We start from the raw sequence: 17506 nt of genomic DNA on the forward strand, positions 1-17506 counted from the left end.
ACCATTTGTTTACAATTATGATATGCATCTATATTTCCTGTTCTTATATGTTTTACATGTAATATACAGCATCACTCCACATATTGGAAACCATACCATTGGTAATACAATCCATGTATATGCAACCGTTGAAAACAAGGTTGTTATTGGATCATATATTGTCATATCTCCTGCCTTCATAAGCTCTATTGGAAGATAAATATCAAAAGGGAAAAGATACGAGCTTATAAAACTAGGCACAAATATTAGTAGGAATAGAACCGCTAAACTGCGATAACTAGATTTTATATAAGTAGATACTACAACTCCTATTGTTCCAACAATAATGACTCCTATCATAAGATAAAATATAGATATACAAAACGCCTCTCCATATGTAAATAGACAAATTGCATATTTTCCTTCCGTCATATTTACCATAGCGTCCCCTATATAACCACCTAGTCCTGCGTATACCATAAATGCTCCCACCATAACTGCGATTCCAATCATTCCACACGCGATAACTGCCGCAACCTTTGAGAAAAACAAGTTTGTTTTTCCTTTTGGACAACTAGATAATACTTCCAACATATTTTTTTTACGTTCTTTATTGAGTATATCACTTGCGATAAAAACCATCCAAATCAACAATAACAAACCAGTCATTGCGATAGTTTCAATGATATTCAGCCACTCTTTACTATTTCCATAATGGAAAGTACCTTTATTGTTCATCACATCTTTCATGAACAAAAGCTCACTCTTGGAATATACCAATCTTGGATAAATGAAAGAAGGTGTTTTTGAATTATCATACATAGAATACAATGCTCCATCGATACCATCTTTATAATTCCAAGGCTTTTTCACTACCATTGTTTCCGCATAATTCATATAAATGCTATAGATTACATTATCCTTAAGAGATTCTTTTGTATGTGTAATATTATCATTATAGAATAAAACTCTCCTTCCTTCTTTTTCAGCTTTAGGCGCATCCTCCGATACATACTTACTTCCATTAGATTTATAATCCTCGTACCAATCAGTTCCATAGGTATTTTCTATTTTTTTAAAATCATAAATTTGCTCCTCCATACGGCGGTCAGCTATAAGATACTCTTTTTCTAGTTTTTTGTACCACTCCTCATCCATAGCGCCTGTCCACTTTTGTTTTTCTTCATCAATGTATTGTGCAACTTCTTTTTCACTCATTAGCGATCCATCCGCATGTGTATAAGAAGTATTTGTTTCTAAATTGCTTTGAAAAAAGAAAATAGATAGAACTGTAAATAAGACTAATAGTATTAGATTTAATCTGGAAGATAATATTTTTTTACACTCTAATTGAAAGAGTTTCATTCTGTCTCCTCCTCAAAGTAGTATAAGTAAAGATCGTTTAGTGTCTCTTCCACAACATTTGCCTCCACTTTATTATGTTCATCAATAAGGCGTAAACAAATTTCATCAGCGCTTTCCTTTTGACTACAAATAAGACAGTACTTTGAAAGTTTGTTTGCCTCACTACGCGGCAATGTGATTTCTTTTACTTTTCCACGAATCGCTTCTAAAAGATGTTCACTTGTATCATAAGCAATCAAATCCCCTTGTTTCATAATCATGATTTGATGTGCAATACTTTCTACATCAGATACAATATGTGTTGATAACAAAATGATTTTATCTACAGCAATTTGAGATAACATTCTAGAAAATTGATTTCGCTCTTTGGGATCTAAGCCTGCTGTTGGTTCATCTAGTATGAGTATGTTAGGATCGTTCAATAGAGCTTGGGCAATGCCAAGACGTTGTTTCATTCCACCCGATAATGTTTTTATTCTTTTCTTACGTACCTTATCTAAATGTACAAGAGGTAATAGTTCATTGATTCTTTGCTTTGTATAGTCTTTGGACAACCCTTTTATGGCCCCCATATATTGTAGAAATTCTTCCACTTTAAAACTAGGATACATTCCTATTTCCTGAGGTAAATAGCCAACTTCTGATAGATACTTTTCACGATGTTTGCTAATTTCTAAATCATCGTATAAAATCGTCCCTTCATCTGCTGGTAGTACATCTACCAACATTCTTAATAAGGTCGTTTTCCCACTACCATTTGCCCCTAAAAGACCAATGATGCCAGAATGTAATTCCACATTCATATGATTGACTGCCGTTAGGGAGCCATATCGTTTTGTAAGATCACGTATAGATAAGTTCATGATATACCCTTCTTTCTTATGAAATTCTGTTTTTTTCTACAATGTAAATACCACGTTAATAGAGTCAAGATAACGCATAGAACACCCCAAATACAAGTGAGACCTACCGTCCTAGAAACAGCATAGTTATTTGGAAATACAAGCCATGGGCTACTCATGATTTGTATACGTCCTTGAAACTGTACAAATACAGAAGGAAACAATTGTGTGAGTGAGAACCCTTGTATTTCAATTGCAATATACTGTGGAATGATAAAGATACAACCAGCAATCATCAGGGAATGCAGTGGCTTTTGAAACAATGTGGAGGTGAAAAGAGAAAGCGAGGAACACCCTAATCCCGCAATCATCGTCAATAGAAAAGCTTGCATATTGATTTGCGAAAAATTATAGATTTGGAAAGCATTTTCAAACATCAAAATGGTTGTATCACTTCCAGAAAGATCTAGAAAGATCTGTGAGGAAACCTCTAGCACTCCATACATCAATAGTCCCATGATAATCGTAATGATCCATGTGGAAAGTATTTTCGCCCACGCAAGTTGTCGTTTGCCTAGCTTTGAACTTTTCAACAAATCCATAATACCTACCGCATGTTCTTGATTAAACAAATTTCCAAACAACAACACACAAACCACCAGGTAACATAAAGCACTGTTTTTATAGATTTCCATTCGATCAAGCCATCCCTCATATGGTCCATATTGGGGTGTATGATTGAGAATATCTTGTTTCACTACATCGGGTGCATCCTTAGAATATAAAATACCTTGCCTAAAATTGTAGTAATTAAAGGTATCATAGTACGCATGGTGAATTGTTTGATAGTGAATATCATTGACATCTACACTTTCTTCTTGTAAGGCATTCAATTCTTGTTTTCTTTTTTCTATATAGGTGGGAGTTACACTTCCAGCAATATCTTTGCGTAAAGTGTCCATCTCCTCTTTTTGTTGTTGAACGCTTATTGATGAATTTTCGTTGTATATTACATTTCTTTGATCCATCCACTCAACAACAAGAACTTGAACAAATGGACTCAAGATAACAATGCCAAGTAAAGCACAACGTTTCCAAGAATACAAAAGCTTTTTTATTTCATAATATAATACGAGTTTCATAGTTCATCCCTTCGATATCGTTTGTGAAATATAGTGATAACCCAGTAGAGAATGATAAGTGTTAACGTAAATACTCCCCAGCGCTCTAAAAAACTAGCAATATATTCAGCGATATTTGTGCTTTCCATAAGAAATGAAAGGGAAAGCAAAAATGCATATAAAACAACAAAAATATTCATCACATGATGATGTTTAAAAAAGTGCAGAATAAGGGCATTGATAAAAAAGAAAGGAACACAACCACCGCTCATTAATACCCAAAAATTATACTCACTATAGAAAGATAAATATAACGAAACAACAAGTATTCCTGCAATCGAAACCAACGTTAATAATAGCATCTTCCAAAGTAGTAAACGTTCAAATGCTATTCCACATGCACACTCTACTTCTTGCATACCGAAGAAATCACTTGAAAGAAACTCAACAGCGATCACACTTGAAAGTATCGTCGCAAAGAGCATCAATAAGGCGAGTGTATTACTTTGTAGTGAAAGCTTTATGTGCATCCAAGCAGCTATTAAAATACAAACAACCAGCACACTTTCTATTACAAAGAGTTTCCAAGCTTGTAGTCGAAATACATCTAGGAACGTTTTATAGAATTTTGTTTCTTTTTTGAACCGATTTCGCTTTATAATTTTTTGAGAATATTGTATCGTTTCCAAAATGTCCTGCGTTGATATTTCTGGAATTTCAATGTTTTCTAATGTTATCCATTCTTCTTTCATTTCCAGCCCTCCTTTCGAGCTTTTTCTTGTAATAAGTGGATGGCCAATTTCACCCTTGATTTAACTGTTGATACATTTACGTTTGTAATCAAAGAAATGTCTTTAAATTTTAAATCTTCATCAAAACGTAATACAATCACCTCTTGTAAGTGCTGGGGAAGTTCTTTGATCCATTTGCGTAAGATATGCTTTTCTTCATTGCTTTGAATTACATATTTTACATCATTTTGATGATCCACTAGGAGTTCTTCTTTCAGTTCTTCTGTAATCTTTCTTGATTTTGTATAATCAAAGATTAGATGCGCCGAAATACGATATAAATAAGGTAGTAGTTTTCCACGTTCTTCGTATTTTTCTACATTTGCGAAAAAATGATAGAAAGTCTCCTGTGTAATATCTTTTGCCAAAGAAGTATGTAAGATTCTACGGTAGACATATGCATATATCTTTGGATAATTCTCATGAATCATCTGTTCTATTTCATCTTCAGCAAGTGTTGCTGTTTTTTTCACACAAGTTCCTCCCTTCATACTGTTTAACGATTTCTATATAAGAAAGACGAAATTATTTTCATAAATTCGCAAAAAAAATACACAGAACTTAACATCCTGTGCATGTATTATCATCACTTTGCATCATCAACATACGTCCATAATGTAAAATGATATGGGCTTCTTCTCCTTCAAACTCATTGGAAATAGAGTAGATATCAGAAGGTACTAACTTCTGCTCATAAAGAGGATACGCTACTCCTGTTTCGCTTATACAGCTTTCCTCTAGTGCTAAAAAGGATAAATACTTATGTTCCTTTTGTATTGTATATTCACCAGGCAACAGTACTTTTAGAATGTTGTTTTTATCCATAAGAGTAATTGGCAAACGTCGATGTATCATCAAATGCAAGTTCGCAAGTTCATGATCGATACGACCACCCAATCCACCATATAAGATAATTTCTTCATATCCAAGCTTCATTGCGTAATGAATCGCTTCTTCACTATCGGTTTCATTTTTTTGTGCAGGTAGTTTTTCAACATTTGTATACGTTACTAATTGTTGGTATACTTCTTCACTGATACTATCAAAATCTCCGATAGCTGCCACTAATGGAATCCCTAATTCCATGCATACAAAGGCACCATGATCTACACCGATATAATCGTAAGTTTCATCATAGCTAAGTGTATCACTCATGCCCGCAACTAATATTATTTTACGCATAACAAGGAGTCTACTGCTTGTGCAATGTTTTGTTTGAAGACATAGCTTCCCGCAACCAATGCATCACAACCCGCTAGAATAGCTTTGCGTCCAGTTTCTTCGTTGATTCCACCATCGATTTCAATTCGTGTATCCAAGTGTTGAGCTTCTATGTTCTCACGCAATATGCGTACTTTATCAAGTGTATCTTCCATAAAGGATTGTCCACCAAACCCTGGTTCTACAGACATAATCAAAACCAAATCCATTTCATGTAAGTGAGGAAGTAACGCTTCTACCCCTGTCTTTGGTTTTACAGATACCCCTGCTTTTACACCCATGGAACGAATATGACGACATAAGGCAATACATTCATCTATATCATTAAGTGCCTCTACGTGAAAGGTAATGATATCCGCTCCAGCCTTTGCGAATACATCCGCAAAGAATTTAGGATCGCTTACCATAATATGTACATCCATGACCATATCCACTGCCTTCTTGAACCCTTTTAATAAATCAGGTCCAAACGTTAGATTTGGCACGAAATGTCCATCCATGACATCAAAGTGCATCCACTTTGCATTACTTTCATTTAATTCCTTTAATTGTTCACTCACTCTAGCATAATCTAAAGAAAGGATCGATGGCGCAATTACTACTTCTTTCATTCTGTTTTCCTCCTTAATATTTTATTTTACGTTGTTTAATCATAGTAACAATTTCTAAATAATGTTCATAGCGCGTTTTTGATATGGATCCCTCATCCACTTTCTCGCGTATTTTACAATTTGGTTCTGATTCATGGATACAGTTATTGAAGCGACATTGTCCTTGATATTCCCTAAAGTCTGGAATGCTTTGTGCAAGTGCTTCGATTTCCATATGTTCAAAATCCATGGATGAAAATCCTGGAGTATCACCTACCCATCCTCCGGCAATCGCATGCAATTCACAATGTCTTGTCGTATGTTTTCCTCGACCAAGTGCCTTGCTGATTTCTTGCGTACGAAGATGAAAGTTAGGATCAATGCGATTTAATAAGGAACTTTTCCCTGCTCCACTCTGTCCAGTTAATACACTTATTTTATCTTTTAAAGCATTTACTAATGCATCGCTTGCATACCCTTTTCCACTTAAGTAAACTTCATATCCACTACGTTTATATTCAGCGATTTCTTCATAAATGGGATCATCTTGTTCAATCAAGTCCAACTTTGTAATACATAATACGGGCTTGATATCCGCATATGTAATCAAGAAGATAAGACGATCAATTAAGGTCGTAGAAAAATCTGGATCTTTGGCAGACATTACAATAATGGCTTGGTCTACATTCGCAATACTAGGACGAATCAATTCATTTTTACGTGGAAGAATCTTTTGAATTCCGCACTGATCATCAAATTGTTCAATCTCAACAAAATCACCTACAACAGGAGACTTTTTTTGACGTAGCTTTCCCATAGCGACACATAGGATACGCTCTTTTCTTTCATTTAAAACTTCATAACGATTGGATACTATCTTAATGATTCTTGCTTTCTCCATATTAGTAGTACTTGATTGTGATTGTGCTTTCTCCATCCTGTGTGTACCATGTACCTTCGGCTGGATTCACTTCCACAACAACTCCTGTCTTTGTCGTACCTTGTTCTTCTTCTGGTAAATCGTGGATGTCCAATTGTATTAACACTGGCTCTACTCCTGTTTTTTCTTTGATTGTTTCAATTGCCTTATCCACTGTAAGCCCTACAATATTTTCAATTTTAAATTGCATATAATCGGATACGGTAACTTTTAAAGTGTAAGATTTTTCTGGATCTAGTTTTTCTCCAACATCGATTCCACTCTGTGATAGTATTCTACCTGATAGAACACCTGCCATTTGTTTCTTTGTAATTTCTAATTTTAGCTTCGGCATTTCTTCTTCTAGTTTACTTTGTATATCACTAAGTGCTTGATTTTTATAATCTTCCAACACAAAATAGGTGCCTCTTGAAATCGTCAATGTTATTTCTGAAGATTCTCCTGTTTTTTCTCCAATCGCTGGAGATACAGATATTGCATGACCCTCTTGAATATTATCCGATAACTTCTTTTCTATTTTTATGTTTTCTTTTTTAAACCCTGCATTAATTAGAGTTTGTTGAGCTTCCTCTTGGGTTTGTGAAGAGGATATCGTTGGCATTGTTATTTTCTTTTCATGGTTCATCGATAAAAATATAAACGCTCCCACTACAATCGCACAAATCGCAACAATTCCTCCTACTAACAATTTATTAAGTTTCTTATTCTTTTTCTCATCTAATTGTTGTTCCTTGATTGGTATCACTTTTTCTTTTCGTGCTTTTGTCTGTGGTATATCTTTAGATTGATTCATCACAACCGTTGGGTCTTCCTCTTCTGGAAATCTCAATCGTTCAATATTTGCATATTCTGGTTTTAAACAATTTTGTAAATCATGCAACATATCAAGTGCACTATGATAACGTAGTTTACGGTTCTTCACAGTTGCCTTAATGATAATGTTTTCTACTGATTGAGGAAGTGTTGGATTAAACTCTTTTACACTTGGAATTTCTTCGCGTAAATGTTTCATCGCAATTTGTACAGGGTTTTCTCCATGAAATGGTACATTACCCGTTAACAACTCATACAAAACTACACCTAACGCATAAATATCTACTTGATTGGTTGGTACTTCACCACGTGTAGTCTCTGGTGCCAAATAATGAGCACTTCCTAAAACTGCATCACTTTGTGTCAATTGTACTGTATCATGCGCTAACGCAATTCCAAAATCTGTTATCTTAACTGTTCCATCATCTTTTACCAACACGTTTTGTGGTTTGATATCACGATGAATAATATTATTTTCATGCGCATGTTCTACTGCACTCGTCAGTTGCATCATAATGTTGATAGCTTCCTCTTTATGCAATGCCCCACGCTGAGAAATTAATTGTTTCAATGTACGTCCACGTATATATTCCATAATGATATAGTGACGTCCTTCATATTCTCCAACATCATATACATCTACAACATTGGGATGATTCAACTTACTAACTGCATTTGCTTCTCTTTGAAAGCGTAAAAGAGTCACCGGATCCTTACTTAATTCACCACGTAATATCTTTACAGCCACTTCTCTATTTAGTATGGTATCGATCGCTAAATATACATCTGCCATTCCTCCCTCACCAAGAGAAGATACCAGCATATAGCGTTCCGCAATCATTTTATCCATGCTGTACCCCATCCTTTTCTAAAATGATAACCGTAATATTATCATAGCCTCCTGCATCTAGTGCATCTTGCACCAATACTTCTACTTTTTCTTGTGTACTATGATTTTTTGAATCCAAAATAAAACGTATCGTATCTTCACTTACATATCCATGCAATCCATCACTACATACCAACAATGATTGGTAATCGTTTTGAATCTTATTGATATCAATTTGCACATTGTCCCAAATACCTAAAGCATTGGTCAAGACGTTACGATTTGGATGCTTCATGGCTTCCTCTTCACTCACTTCTCCACGTTTTAACAATCCCGCAACATATGTATGATCTTCTGTTAAACAAAGGAAATCATCTTCATATAATCCATACGTACGAGAATCTCCAACATTAAAGATATAGGTCGCTTGTTCGCATACTAAAACACCTACAAGGGTCGTTCCCATTCCTTTTTGTTCAATTTTTTTTGTAGACTGCGTGAAAATCAAATCATTCGCTTCTTGTATCACTTTTTCTAGCCAATGTTTTACTTCGATATCACTTTCTACGACTTCTGTTTTTTCAAATCGATCTTTCAAATGCGCGGTTGCCATACGACTTGCAACATCTCCAGCATTTCCTCCACCAATTCCATCACAAACAATCGCTAGAGTTTGATGTTCTTTCTCAATCAATAAAAAGCTATCCTGATTTTCGCTTCTTTTAAGCCCTACATGGCTCTTTCCATAACAGTTCAAGTTCATCACCTCACACATTTTCTTTTCTAATATGTTTTACTCTAAGCTGACCACATGCCGCATCAATATCTGCACCATGTTCCTTACGTATTGTACAACGAATGCCACGTTTCATAAGTGCGTCATAGAACACCATCGCATCCTCATAACAAACACCCTGGAATCCATTTTCATCCACTGCATTATATGGTATCAAATTTACATACGCATTTAATCCGTGTAAAAGTTTCGCCAACTGATTCACGTGCTCTTTATGATCATTTACGCCTCTTAATAAAATATATTCAAACGTTAATCTTCGATTATTCTCACTTGCATAAAAGCGTATTGCCTGCATGAGTTCTTCTAAAGGATATGCCTTATTCACTGGCATTAAAGAATCTCTTAATTTATCATTTGGGGCATGAAGTGAAATTGCCAAATTATACTGTGTATGTTCTTTCGCAAAATCATATATTTTAGGTACTACTCCACAAGTAGAAATGGTAATATGACGCGCTCCAATACCAAGCCCACGATCATGATTTACAGTACTTAAGAAATTCATCAAATGTTCATAGTTATCAAATGGCTCTCCTGTCCCCATCACAACGATGTGACTTAAGCGTTCTTGTTGCGCATCTAAATCACGTTGCACATACAAAACTTGTGAGACCATTTCTCCACTTGTTAAATCTCGTTTTTTCTTTGTTAAACCACTTGCACAAAAAGCACAAGCCATATTACATCCAACCTGTGATGTTACACATATACTCTTCCCATAATCAAACTGCATCAAAACACTTTCAATCAAAGATCCATCGGATAAGGCAAACAAATACTTTGTTGTCCCATCACTGGAAACTTGCTTATCTCGCAGTTCTAGAGAAGTTAACTCGTAGTTTTCTTTTAAAACATTTCTAGTCTCTAAAGACAAATCACTCATATCGTCAATCGCACTTACTCTTTTACGGTAAAGCCATTGAAATATTTGATGTCCGCGAAACTTTTTCCAACCATGTTCTAGAGCCATCTCGCCCATTTCATCGTAATTAAAATCATATAAACTTTTCATTGTATCACCGTACTTTATTTTATCACAGAACCCCCACCCAAACAAACAGTTATACACAAATTAAGAAAAGATTCAGATATAAAACAAAAAGAAGTCCCTGAAAGACTTCCTTCTGTATGTTTTTTTGATTTTTCTATCAACTGGCAGTTTCTAAATTAGAAATCTACAAGTCCTCCACCACCATAAGGTGTTACGATTGGCCCATTAGGAGTCACAGTAGCTGTAGCTAGTGTAAATGCCAAACATAAAATAGGTAAGAATAACAAGTTTTTCATCATATCTTCCTCCAACATTATAAAATTACCATAATCATATCATTTACGCAATCATAACTTAATGTTCGGAAAAAATCTTAAAAAAACATAAACTTAAACGACGTTTTTCTGTTTTTTTTTACAATTCAACCCCTTTTATAAACCATACTCATCTACAAAGTTCACATAGTCCTTAAAGCGATTGGTTTTAATTGCCAATAAATGAAGTTCATCTTTTAATATACGAAAATATAAATCATCGCTCTTTTGTAGTTTCTTCACTACCTTATGAAGAATGAAACGTTTGTTTTGTTCCCCTTTACGATCATCTACGGATTGAAAGTATGCATATACACTTTGGTCTATAGCATCCCCAAACTCTGCCGGACAAGTTTTATATTCTTGTGGTATTTCCATATGTAACATACGATAACAATGACATATGCACAAATAGTTTCTCATCTTCATATTATCCGTAAGTTCACAACACTTCTTTAAATTCTCAATACTTTTCTCATATTCCTTCAACAACAGATAGGTAGAACCTACATTGATATACAACATAAATAAACGATTCTTATAATAATCATGTTCCACCGCAAGTCCTAAAGCAGTTTCTATATAATGAATAGAAGCCTTCTTATCCATATATGCCAACAAATAAAACATATGAATATAAAGCGTCAATAATTGTCCATAATTCTTAGTCTTTAACAAAGGTTCCTCTAATGATTGACACCGTAATAAGGCTTGATAGTGGTCCTTTTGCAAACATTCAATTTGTACACAACAAATTTGATTACAAAGGAACTTTGACTTTTTAAAGTCATATAATTGTAAGATCATTTCCTTCTTACTCATCTCTTGAATATTACTATAAAGATACGCAAAGCGCATTAAAATATCTTGATAGTTTGATGGATATATCTGAAAGGTATGACAAATCCGTTGAAACTGCAATTCGTCCATCGTTTTTGAAGAAGAAAAATAATCTCTCATCATTTCAAATTGCCATACATATTCTTCGTAATATAACACATCTTTACATGATTCTAATTTTGGCAACACACTTTGAATCACATTGGCTGCAGTTGTTTCTTCCAAACGTTCCATACATGTATATATACGTTGTATGGTATCCTGTAACAATTGATCTATTCTTGGTAAATATGCAACTTTCTTCCCCAATTTTGTTGCCGCAAATGCGTAGAGGTTTTCTTCTACGAGAAGTTCATTTTTTTCCATACGACAAAAGGTACTAGATGAACAAATACTAGCACCTTGTTCGTTTAAATAAAAATATTGTTGTTGATAGTTCCCGTCATTATAATGTTTCAAACGAAACTTCCGTTCATAAGCAATCAAAACATTATATTTCTCTTTCAATCCATCATGAATCATATACTGCCTCCCAGCATTACTACCTTATACTTTTTTCATCTTTGCGATAAAGAACCCATCACTTTCATATTCAAAAGGATAAATGGTCTTTTGTTCTAACAATTCAAATTCCCCATGATTCTTTAAAAAGTTTTCTACTTGTTTTTCATTTTCTTTCTTATTTAAGGTACACGTTGAGTATACTAAAATTCCACCATCCTTCACATGAAAACTACTCGTTTCCAAAATTTGTTTTTGAAGCGGAATAAGAGTATCCATATCTTCGCTTACCATATGATATTTGATATCGCTTTTTCTTGCTAAAACACCATACCCACTACAAGGAACATCGCATAGAACACGATCAAACTTTTCTCCTTCTAGTTCACTTAGTGTACAAGCATCCATCGTCCTTGCCTCGATGATTGTCAACCCCAAACGAGATGCTCCTTGCCCAATCAATTCCACACGATGTGGATGAATATCTCCACATACAATTCGCCCTTCATTTTTCATAAGTTCTGCCATATGACAAGACTTTGTACCAGGTGCACTACACACATCCAAGATACTCTCTTTGGGATGAGGATCTAGAATTCTTGCGACCATTTGACTTGCTTCATCTTGAATCGAAAGAAGTCCTTGTTCATAATAGGAAGAATAAATCAATTGATTCCCTGTGTACCACAAAGCATCCTCACTCAATTTCCCTTCAACAAATTCGTCGCTCTCCTTTAAGATATCTGCTTTCACTGTCTTATAGGTGTTCACACGTACTGCATTTGGTTTTGTTTCTAGATTCGCATAACAAATAGCTTCTGCTACATCATAGCCATATTGTGCAATCCACATCTTTACAATCCAATCCGGATGGGACGTTTTAATTGCTAATACTTCTTCTTTACTTCCACTTACTTCTCTTTCTTTCGCACGCTCTACATTATGTAAGATTGCATTCACTAAGTTTGCATACCCTTCACGCAAATCTTTCTTTGTAATATTCACAGCTTCATTGATAATGGCATAGGCAGGTACCTTATCCATATAAAACAATTGGTACACACTCATATCCAATAAAACGGCTGTCTCTTCGGTTGGCATCTTCTTCACAAAAGGTGTCCATTGATAACGACATAAACGATAATTTTGTAATGTTCCATAGACAATTTGTGTAACAAACCCTCTATCTTTTACATCCACTTGTCCAAGTTCTTTACGTAATAAAAGATTGCTATATTTCTTTTCTAAACATATTTCCTTTAACATACGAAAAGCGAGTAATCTTGCATTCATAGTTTTCCCCTCCTTATAAATAGGTTACGTATCACCAAATAACACGTATATGTAATTAGGAAACCTGCAGCTAAATCACTTAGGAAATGAGCTCCCATAATCATGCGTGACACTCCCATAATAAGAATCAAGGCGCCCACAAACACATAGCGTAGAATGGATACTTTTTCAAAATGATGTTGTTTCCATTGTAAAATACATAAGATGGTCGTCATTGCGGTGATGTGCCCACTTGGAAAAGACCGATTTCCAATGAGTCCACAAGGTTTATACCATACACAAAACTGTGAGAGTTCTTCGATATCGCGATAACGAATTCTTCCCCAAAAATGTTTGATACAGGAAGTAAGAATCACCGCACTCAACAATACCGCTGTATAAAAGACAAAAAAGTTGATATGTCGATTTACCCAATCATCACTTACCTTACGTAATATATAAACACAAACCACAACTAAGAGAAGTGAAGCAACTAAAATAACGCCCATCATCAAAGGAGTTTTTACATTCATCCAATAATGCAAGCTATCTTGTATCACATACCATGCCCCTGCATAAGCCAAGATCAATATCCAAAGCTTATGATATTTTCGATAGAGTAAACACATGGTAAACATGACTACTCCCTCAATTGGAATTAAAACGATACGTTCAAACACAAGACCTACAAAAGGAACACTCTCATGCAATGCATCTGTAATTTGATAATCATAAAATACACCTACAAACAAAGCGATAAACGCGATTAAGTAAGGTATACATTCTTTTATTTTCATGGAAATCTCCTTTTATTCTAACATCAGTGGTGCTAAATCAATATCTAGTCTTGCTTTTTGTTTACTTGAAAGGTGTCCATCGTACACATCTTTTGCGTATATCGCTAAAAGAGTTTCGCTCTTACCTTTTATGAGGATACGGATTCTTGTTTCATCGCGCATCTTATGCAAGATGGATGGTCCTAGAACTTTTATATCTTGTTTCTTCTGCAAGAGTTCTAGTGCTTTTTGACTTGCTTTTCTAGCCAATTCTTCCTCTTTATGAGAGAACATAAAGGAAGTTAAATAGGTATAGGGTGGATAATTGGCAAGATGTCGATAGTTCATTTCATTTTGAAAGAAACGAAGATAGTCATGTTGTGCAGCGCATTGAATAGCATAGTGAGAACCATCGTATGCTTGGATGATAACTTCACCATCTTTATCTCCACGCCCACTTCTTCCACTCGCTTGTTCCAATAAATCATACGTTAATTCCGCACTGCGATAATCACTTCGATTCAACATCGCATCACCATTTAAAATACCAACCAAGGTCACATTTTCAAAGTCTAAACCCTTGGCAATCATTTGTGTTCCTAATAAAATGTCAGCTTTTTTCTCTCCAAAATCTCGAAGATAATTTTCATGTGCGTTCTTTTTCCCTGTTGTGTCTGTATCCATACGAATAATTTTTGCTTGTGGAAATTTAATTTGTACTAGTTCTTCTAACTTCTGTGTTCCACTTCCTAAATATCTCCAAGAAGAAGCCCCACAAGTAGGACACTGATTTGGTAATTTCATCGTATGGGCACAAATATGGCATTTTAAAACACCCTCATCCTTATGATAAGACATTGCAGTATCACAGTGTGGACACATTTGTACATACCCACAGCTTATACAACGTAAAATGGGTGTATACCCTCTTCTATTAAGTAATAGTATGATTTGTTCCCTCTTTTGTAAACGTTCATAAATCGCATCCAAAAGCGCATTGGACAATAGATAATCTTCCCCATTTCCAACGGCTTTACGCATTTCCACAATCTTTACTTTAGGAAAACTACCATTGATGCGAGAAGGCATTGACAACAAACGATAAATATTTTTATGTGCTCTTGCGAACGATTCTAAAGATGGAGTGGCACTAGCAAGTACAACAAGCGCATCATGATCAACACCACGATGAAGAACAATGTCTCGACAATGATAACGTGGGGTAGAATCTTGTTTATAACTTGTATCATGTTCTTCATCCATAATAATAAGACCTAGTTGATCAAATGGCATAAAGATGGCACTACGGGTACCTACTACAATACGCACACGATGTTGTTTTACTAGTTGATATTGTTCATATTTCTCTTGTGCATTTAAACCAGAGTGATAAATCGCAACATCTCCACCAAAACGACTTTTTACACGTCCTACCATTTGAGGTGTTAATGATATTTCAGGAACTAAAATTAATACCTGTTTTCCTTGTTCCATTACATGTTGCGCTAGGCGCAAGAAAACTTCTGTTTTCCCACTCCCCGTAGTCCCATGTAACAAAAATACTTGATGATGTTTTTCTTGTTCAATCGCTTCTATACAAATACGTTGTTCTTCACTTAAACAAACACGTTCTGTATTTATTTCTACAGAGCCTAAACTAGCTTGCGCTTCTTTTTCAAATACTTCCACACAACCAAGCTCAATTAGTTTCTTACCTGGTGTCTTATACATTTGATAATAGGTAGAACGTAACATTTCTTGATCTTCTCGTATATGCATCAATACATCTGCTTGTTTTTTTGTAAGCTTATCACAATCTTTTATATAACGTACCCATGCCTCCATTTTAATAGAGCCAGAAGTAGAGCGTGGTTTTAATTTTGCTGGTAACATACATTGGAAACAACTGATACGAGGAGCAACATATTGTTTCGCCATCCAATCTCCCAATTGAAAAAGTTCTTCATTGATCAATGGTTCTTGATCAACTACACTTTCTATATATTTTAATTCATAAGGATAGGAGTCCAATTCTTTTTCATCTACCTCTTTTACATCACTCACAAATCCCATGATGAAGGTGGTTTTAAAAGGTACCATCACACGCACCCCTCGTTGCACATCAAAACCATCACAACGATAAGTAAACGTGTGATCTAAATGCATGATTGGGTGTTCCACAAATACATGGGCTAGTTTCATTTTCTTACTCCTTATATAACAGCTAGATTTTACCATATTTTCACTAGAATTCCTACGTAGCAAAGAAAAAGAGTTCACATTAGAACTCTTACGCTACGACATCGTATCCAATTTCTTCAATGGATTCCTTGATATCCTCAATTGTCACAAGGCTTTCATCAAATTCGATTACCACTTGATTCTCTTTGGCATTTGCCTTACAAGATGATACGCCTTCCAAAGAAGATAAGGCATTATTGACTCTTCTTTCACAACCTTCACACATCATTCCATCTACTTTAATTATTTTTTTCATAGGCAATGTTCTCCTTTATAGGGTTATCATATCATATTCTCTATTGTCTTTTAAAGACACATGATTTATTTTTTTGGATTATTATAAGTGACAGGGTGCTCATTCACGTTCTTGAATACACACATGTACTTGATCACCTGGTTGTTTGTTAATCTTCGCACGAATATCCTTACGTATTCCTATAATATGACATTCTGTTTTCATACGCACCAAACTTCCATCATAAGGCTCGTTATCAAAGGTTGCGTGTACCTTTACTCTTCCCTTGCCAAACTCTTCTTTCACATCGTATGGAAATTCAATATAAGCTCCATCAATTCCATCTACCTTTAAAATCTGTGCATCAAATTCATATACTTTATTTTGCATGATATTCACCTCTATGTATAGTATGTTCTTATTCGATGTAGTTATCATATCACACAAGATGCTTCCTTACTATATACGAGGCTTCCTTATATAAAAAGAATACGTACGCATAGATGTATCCTTAGGACGCTATACTAAAGTACGAACGAGCGCCTAGAGTGCTCTTATAGAAAGTAGGAAAGATTATGAAACTTAAAAAACTTGGCATTTGTATCGTACTACTAGTTAATACAATGTTACCTATAAAAGCAAAAGTAAACAATACATTAATTATTGCGAGCAAACAACTTCCATATATTATGTACGTTGAAGTAAGTGATGAAAAACATATGAAGGTCCAATTTATTTCACGAGATGTGGCAATTCCAACTACATGCAAACTACAAGAAGCAATTCCCTTAAAGAAAATTGATTTAAAAACAGATTTTGCTTGTGTCCAACAAAGTGTTGAATCATTTTATAATCTACATGCCAATCGTTATGTCTATGTACACTTAAATCGCATCGCAAAAGATTTGAACCTTCCTTATAAAGGTATTGATTTTAAAAAGCTTAAGAATATAACAAACTATTTTGAAAATGTTGTGAAGCATTTAAAACTTTCCACAATTCTTAAGTATGGAGACTATATTGAAAGTGATTTAGGACTTACTGAT

At 34.9% G+C, this 17506-nt stretch carries 19 protein-coding genes; 1 reads left to right on the top strand and 18 read right to left on the bottom strand.

Annotated features, from left to right (window positions below; translation table 11 throughout):
- Positions 1-15: 15 nt before the first annotated feature.
- The 18 genes from ACWG42_RS09845 to ACWG42_RS09930 all read right to left on the bottom strand — a co-directional run bounded on the left by ACWG42_RS09845 (position 16) and on the right by ACWG42_RS09930 (position 16850).
- The gene (locus ACWG42_RS09845) at positions 16-1344 is read right to left on the bottom strand and encodes an ABC transporter permease (RefSeq protein ID WP_455791957.1); all 1329 of its coding nucleotides are present in this window, start codon (positions 1342-1344) and stop codon (positions 16-18) included.
- Complete coding sequence (locus ACWG42_RS09850) at positions 1341-2207, bottom strand: ABC transporter ATP-binding protein (protein ID WP_455791959.1); 867 nt, start codon at positions 2205-2207, stop codon at positions 1341-1343. The genes ACWG42_RS09845 and ACWG42_RS09850 overlap by 4 nt, the downstream gene beginning before the upstream one ends.
- Positions 2204-3328 carry a hypothetical protein gene (locus tag ACWG42_RS09855; protein WP_455791960.1) on the bottom strand — a complete coding sequence of 375 codons (1125 nt, stop codon included), beginning with the start codon at positions 3326-3328 and terminating at the stop codon, positions 2204-2206. Before ACWG42_RS09855 ends, ACWG42_RS09850 begins: the two co-directional genes overlap by 4 nt.
- A complete protein-coding gene (locus ACWG42_RS09860) occupies positions 3325-4059 on the bottom strand; it encodes a hypothetical protein (RefSeq protein WP_455791961.1) in 735 nt (244 codons plus the stop codon). Before ACWG42_RS09860 ends, ACWG42_RS09855 begins: the two co-directional genes overlap by 4 nt.
- Complete coding sequence (locus ACWG42_RS09865) at positions 4056-4571, bottom strand: RNA polymerase sigma factor (RefSeq protein WP_455791963.1); 516 nt, start codon at positions 4569-4571, stop codon at positions 4056-4058. Before ACWG42_RS09865 ends, ACWG42_RS09860 begins: the two co-directional genes overlap by 4 nt.
- 88 nt (positions 4572-4659) lie before the next feature.
- Positions 4660-5280, bottom strand: coding sequence for a thiamine diphosphokinase (locus ACWG42_RS09870; protein ID WP_455791965.1), 621 nt, complete (start codon positions 5278-5280; stop codon positions 4660-4662).
- Positions 5268-5930, bottom strand: a complete 663-nt coding sequence (gene rpe, locus ACWG42_RS09875; protein WP_455791967.1) for a ribulose-phosphate 3-epimerase — start codon at positions 5928-5930, stop codon at positions 5268-5270. The genes ACWG42_RS09870 and rpe overlap by 13 nt, the downstream gene beginning before the upstream one ends.
- Before the next feature lie 13 nt (positions 5931-5943).
- Positions 5944-6810 carry a ribosome small subunit-dependent GTPase A gene (gene rsgA / locus ACWG42_RS09880; protein ID WP_455791969.1) on the bottom strand — a complete coding sequence of 289 codons (867 nt, stop codon included), beginning with the start codon at positions 6808-6810 and terminating at the stop codon, positions 5944-5946.
- Position 6811: 1 nt separating this feature from the next.
- Positions 6812-8512, bottom strand: coding sequence for a Stk1 family PASTA domain-containing Ser/Thr kinase (gene pknB, locus ACWG42_RS09885; protein ID WP_455791970.1), 1701 nt, complete (start codon positions 8510-8512; stop codon positions 6812-6814).
- On the bottom strand, positions 8505-9254 hold the full coding sequence (locus tag ACWG42_RS09890; RefSeq protein WP_455791985.1) for a Stp1/IreP family PP2C-type Ser/Thr phosphatase: 750 nt from the start codon (positions 9252-9254) through the stop codon (positions 8505-8507). The genes pknB and ACWG42_RS09890 overlap by 8 nt, the downstream gene beginning before the upstream one ends.
- Positions 9255-9258: 4 nt before the next feature.
- Positions 9259-10302, bottom strand: a complete 1044-nt coding sequence (rlmN, locus tag ACWG42_RS09895; RefSeq protein WP_455791971.1) for a 23S rRNA (adenine(2503)-C(2))-methyltransferase RlmN — start codon at positions 10300-10302, stop codon at positions 9259-9261.
- A 155-nt stretch (positions 10303-10457) separates the two neighbouring features.
- Positions 10458-10580: a hypothetical protein gene (locus ACWG42_RS09900; protein ID WP_455791972.1), complete on the bottom strand. Its 123-nt coding sequence runs from the start codon at positions 10578-10580 to the stop codon at positions 10458-10460.
- Positions 10581-10712: 132 nt separating this feature from the next.
- Entirely contained in the window at positions 10713-11957 is a 1245-nt protein-coding gene (locus ACWG42_RS09905; RefSeq protein WP_455791974.1) for a hypothetical protein, read from the bottom strand.
- A gap of 24 nt (positions 11958-11981) precedes the next feature.
- Positions 11982-13229, bottom strand: a complete 1248-nt coding sequence (rsmB, locus tag ACWG42_RS09910) for a 16S rRNA (cytosine(967)-C(5))-methyltransferase RsmB (RefSeq protein ID WP_455791976.1) — start codon at positions 13227-13229, stop codon at positions 11982-11984.
- The gene (locus ACWG42_RS09915) at positions 13226-14005 is read right to left on the bottom strand and encodes a phosphatase PAP2 family protein (RefSeq protein WP_455791977.1); all 780 of its coding nucleotides are present in this window, start codon (positions 14003-14005) and stop codon (positions 13226-13228) included. The genes rsmB and ACWG42_RS09915 overlap by 4 nt, the downstream gene beginning before the upstream one ends.
- Before the next feature lie 12 nt (positions 14006-14017).
- The gene (priA, locus tag ACWG42_RS09920) at positions 14018-16186 is read right to left on the bottom strand and encodes a replication restart helicase PriA (protein WP_455791979.1); all 2169 of its coding nucleotides are present in this window, start codon (positions 16184-16186) and stop codon (positions 14018-14020) included.
- 88 nt (positions 16187-16274) lie between these two features.
- Positions 16275-16481: a heavy-metal-associated domain-containing protein gene (locus ACWG42_RS09925; RefSeq protein ID WP_455791980.1), complete on the bottom strand. Its 207-nt coding sequence runs from the start codon at positions 16479-16481 to the stop codon at positions 16275-16277.
- Between the two features lie 99 nt (positions 16482-16580).
- Positions 16581-16850 (bottom strand): DUF1905 domain-containing protein, encoded by a 270-nt coding sequence (locus ACWG42_RS09930; protein WP_455791982.1) that lies wholly within the window; start codon positions 16848-16850, stop codon positions 16581-16583.
- A 185-nt stretch (positions 16851-17035) separates the two neighbouring features.
- Between ACWG42_RS09930 and ACWG42_RS09935 the strand changes: the two genes are divergently transcribed.
- On the top strand, positions 17036-17506 hold a 471-nt coding region (locus ACWG42_RS09935; RefSeq protein WP_455791983.1), incomplete at its 3' end, for a hypothetical protein.

This window comes from Amedibacillus sp. YH-ame10 (assembly GCF_053848885.1).

Bases quoted from the DNA above. Each gene is read 5' to 3' on its own strand.
- ACWG42_RS09845 (WP_455791957.1), bottom strand. From the start codon at position 1,344: ATGAAACTCTTTCAATTAGAGTGTAAAAAAATATTATCTTCCAGATTA.
- ACWG42_RS09850 (WP_455791959.1), bottom strand. From the start codon at position 2,207: ATGAACTTATCTATACGTGATCTTACAAAACGATATGGCTCCCTAACG.
- ACWG42_RS09855 (WP_455791960.1), bottom strand. From the start codon at position 3,328: ATGAAACTCGTATTATATTATGAAATAAAAAAGCTTTTGTATTCTTGG.
- ACWG42_RS09860 (WP_455791961.1), bottom strand. From the start codon at position 4,059: ATGAAAGAAGAATGGATAACATTAGAAAACATTGAAATTCCAGAAATA.
- ACWG42_RS09870 (WP_455791965.1), bottom strand. From the start codon at position 5,280: ATGCGTAAAATAATATTAGTTGCGGGCATGAGTGATACACTTAGCTAT.
- rpe (WP_455791967.1), bottom strand. From the start codon at position 5,930: ATGAAAGAAGTAGTAATTGCGCCATCGATCCTTTCTTTAGATTATGCT.
- rsgA (WP_455791969.1), bottom strand. From the start codon at position 6,810: ATGGAGAAAGCAAGAATCATTAAGATAGTATCCAATCGTTATGAAGTT.
- pknB (WP_455791970.1), bottom strand. From the start codon at position 8,512: ATGGATAAAATGATTGCGGAACGCTATATGCTGGTATCTTCTCTTGGT.
- ACWG42_RS09890 (WP_455791985.1), bottom strand. From the start codon at position 9,254: ATGAACTTGAACTGTTATGGAAAGAGCCATGTAGGGCTTAAAAGAAGC.
- rlmN (WP_455791971.1), bottom strand. From the start codon at position 10,302: ATGAAAAGTTTATATGATTTTAATTACGATGAAATGGGCGAGATGGCT.
- ACWG42_RS09900 (WP_455791972.1), bottom strand. From the start codon at position 10,580: ATGATGAAAAACTTGTTATTCTTACCTATTTTATGTTTGGCATTTACA.
- ACWG42_RS09905 (WP_455791974.1), bottom strand. From the start codon at position 11,957: ATGATTCATGATGGATTGAAAGAGAAATATAATGTTTTGATTGCTTAT.
- rsmB (WP_455791976.1), bottom strand. From the start codon at position 13,229: ATGAATGCAAGATTACTCGCTTTTCGTATGTTAAAGGAAATATGTTTA.
- ACWG42_RS09915 (WP_455791977.1), bottom strand. From the start codon at position 14,005: ATGAAAATAAAAGAATGTATACCTTACTTAATCGCGTTTATCGCTTTG.
- priA (WP_455791979.1), bottom strand. From the start codon at position 16,186: ATGAAACTAGCCCATGTATTTGTGGAACACCCAATCATGCATTTAGAT.
- ACWG42_RS09925 (WP_455791980.1), bottom strand. From the start codon at position 16,481: ATGAAAAAAATAATTAAAGTAGATGGAATGATGTGTGAAGGTTGTGAA.
- ACWG42_RS09930 (WP_455791982.1), bottom strand. From the start codon at position 16,850: ATGCAAAATAAAGTATATGAATTTGATGCACAGATTTTAAAGGTAGAT.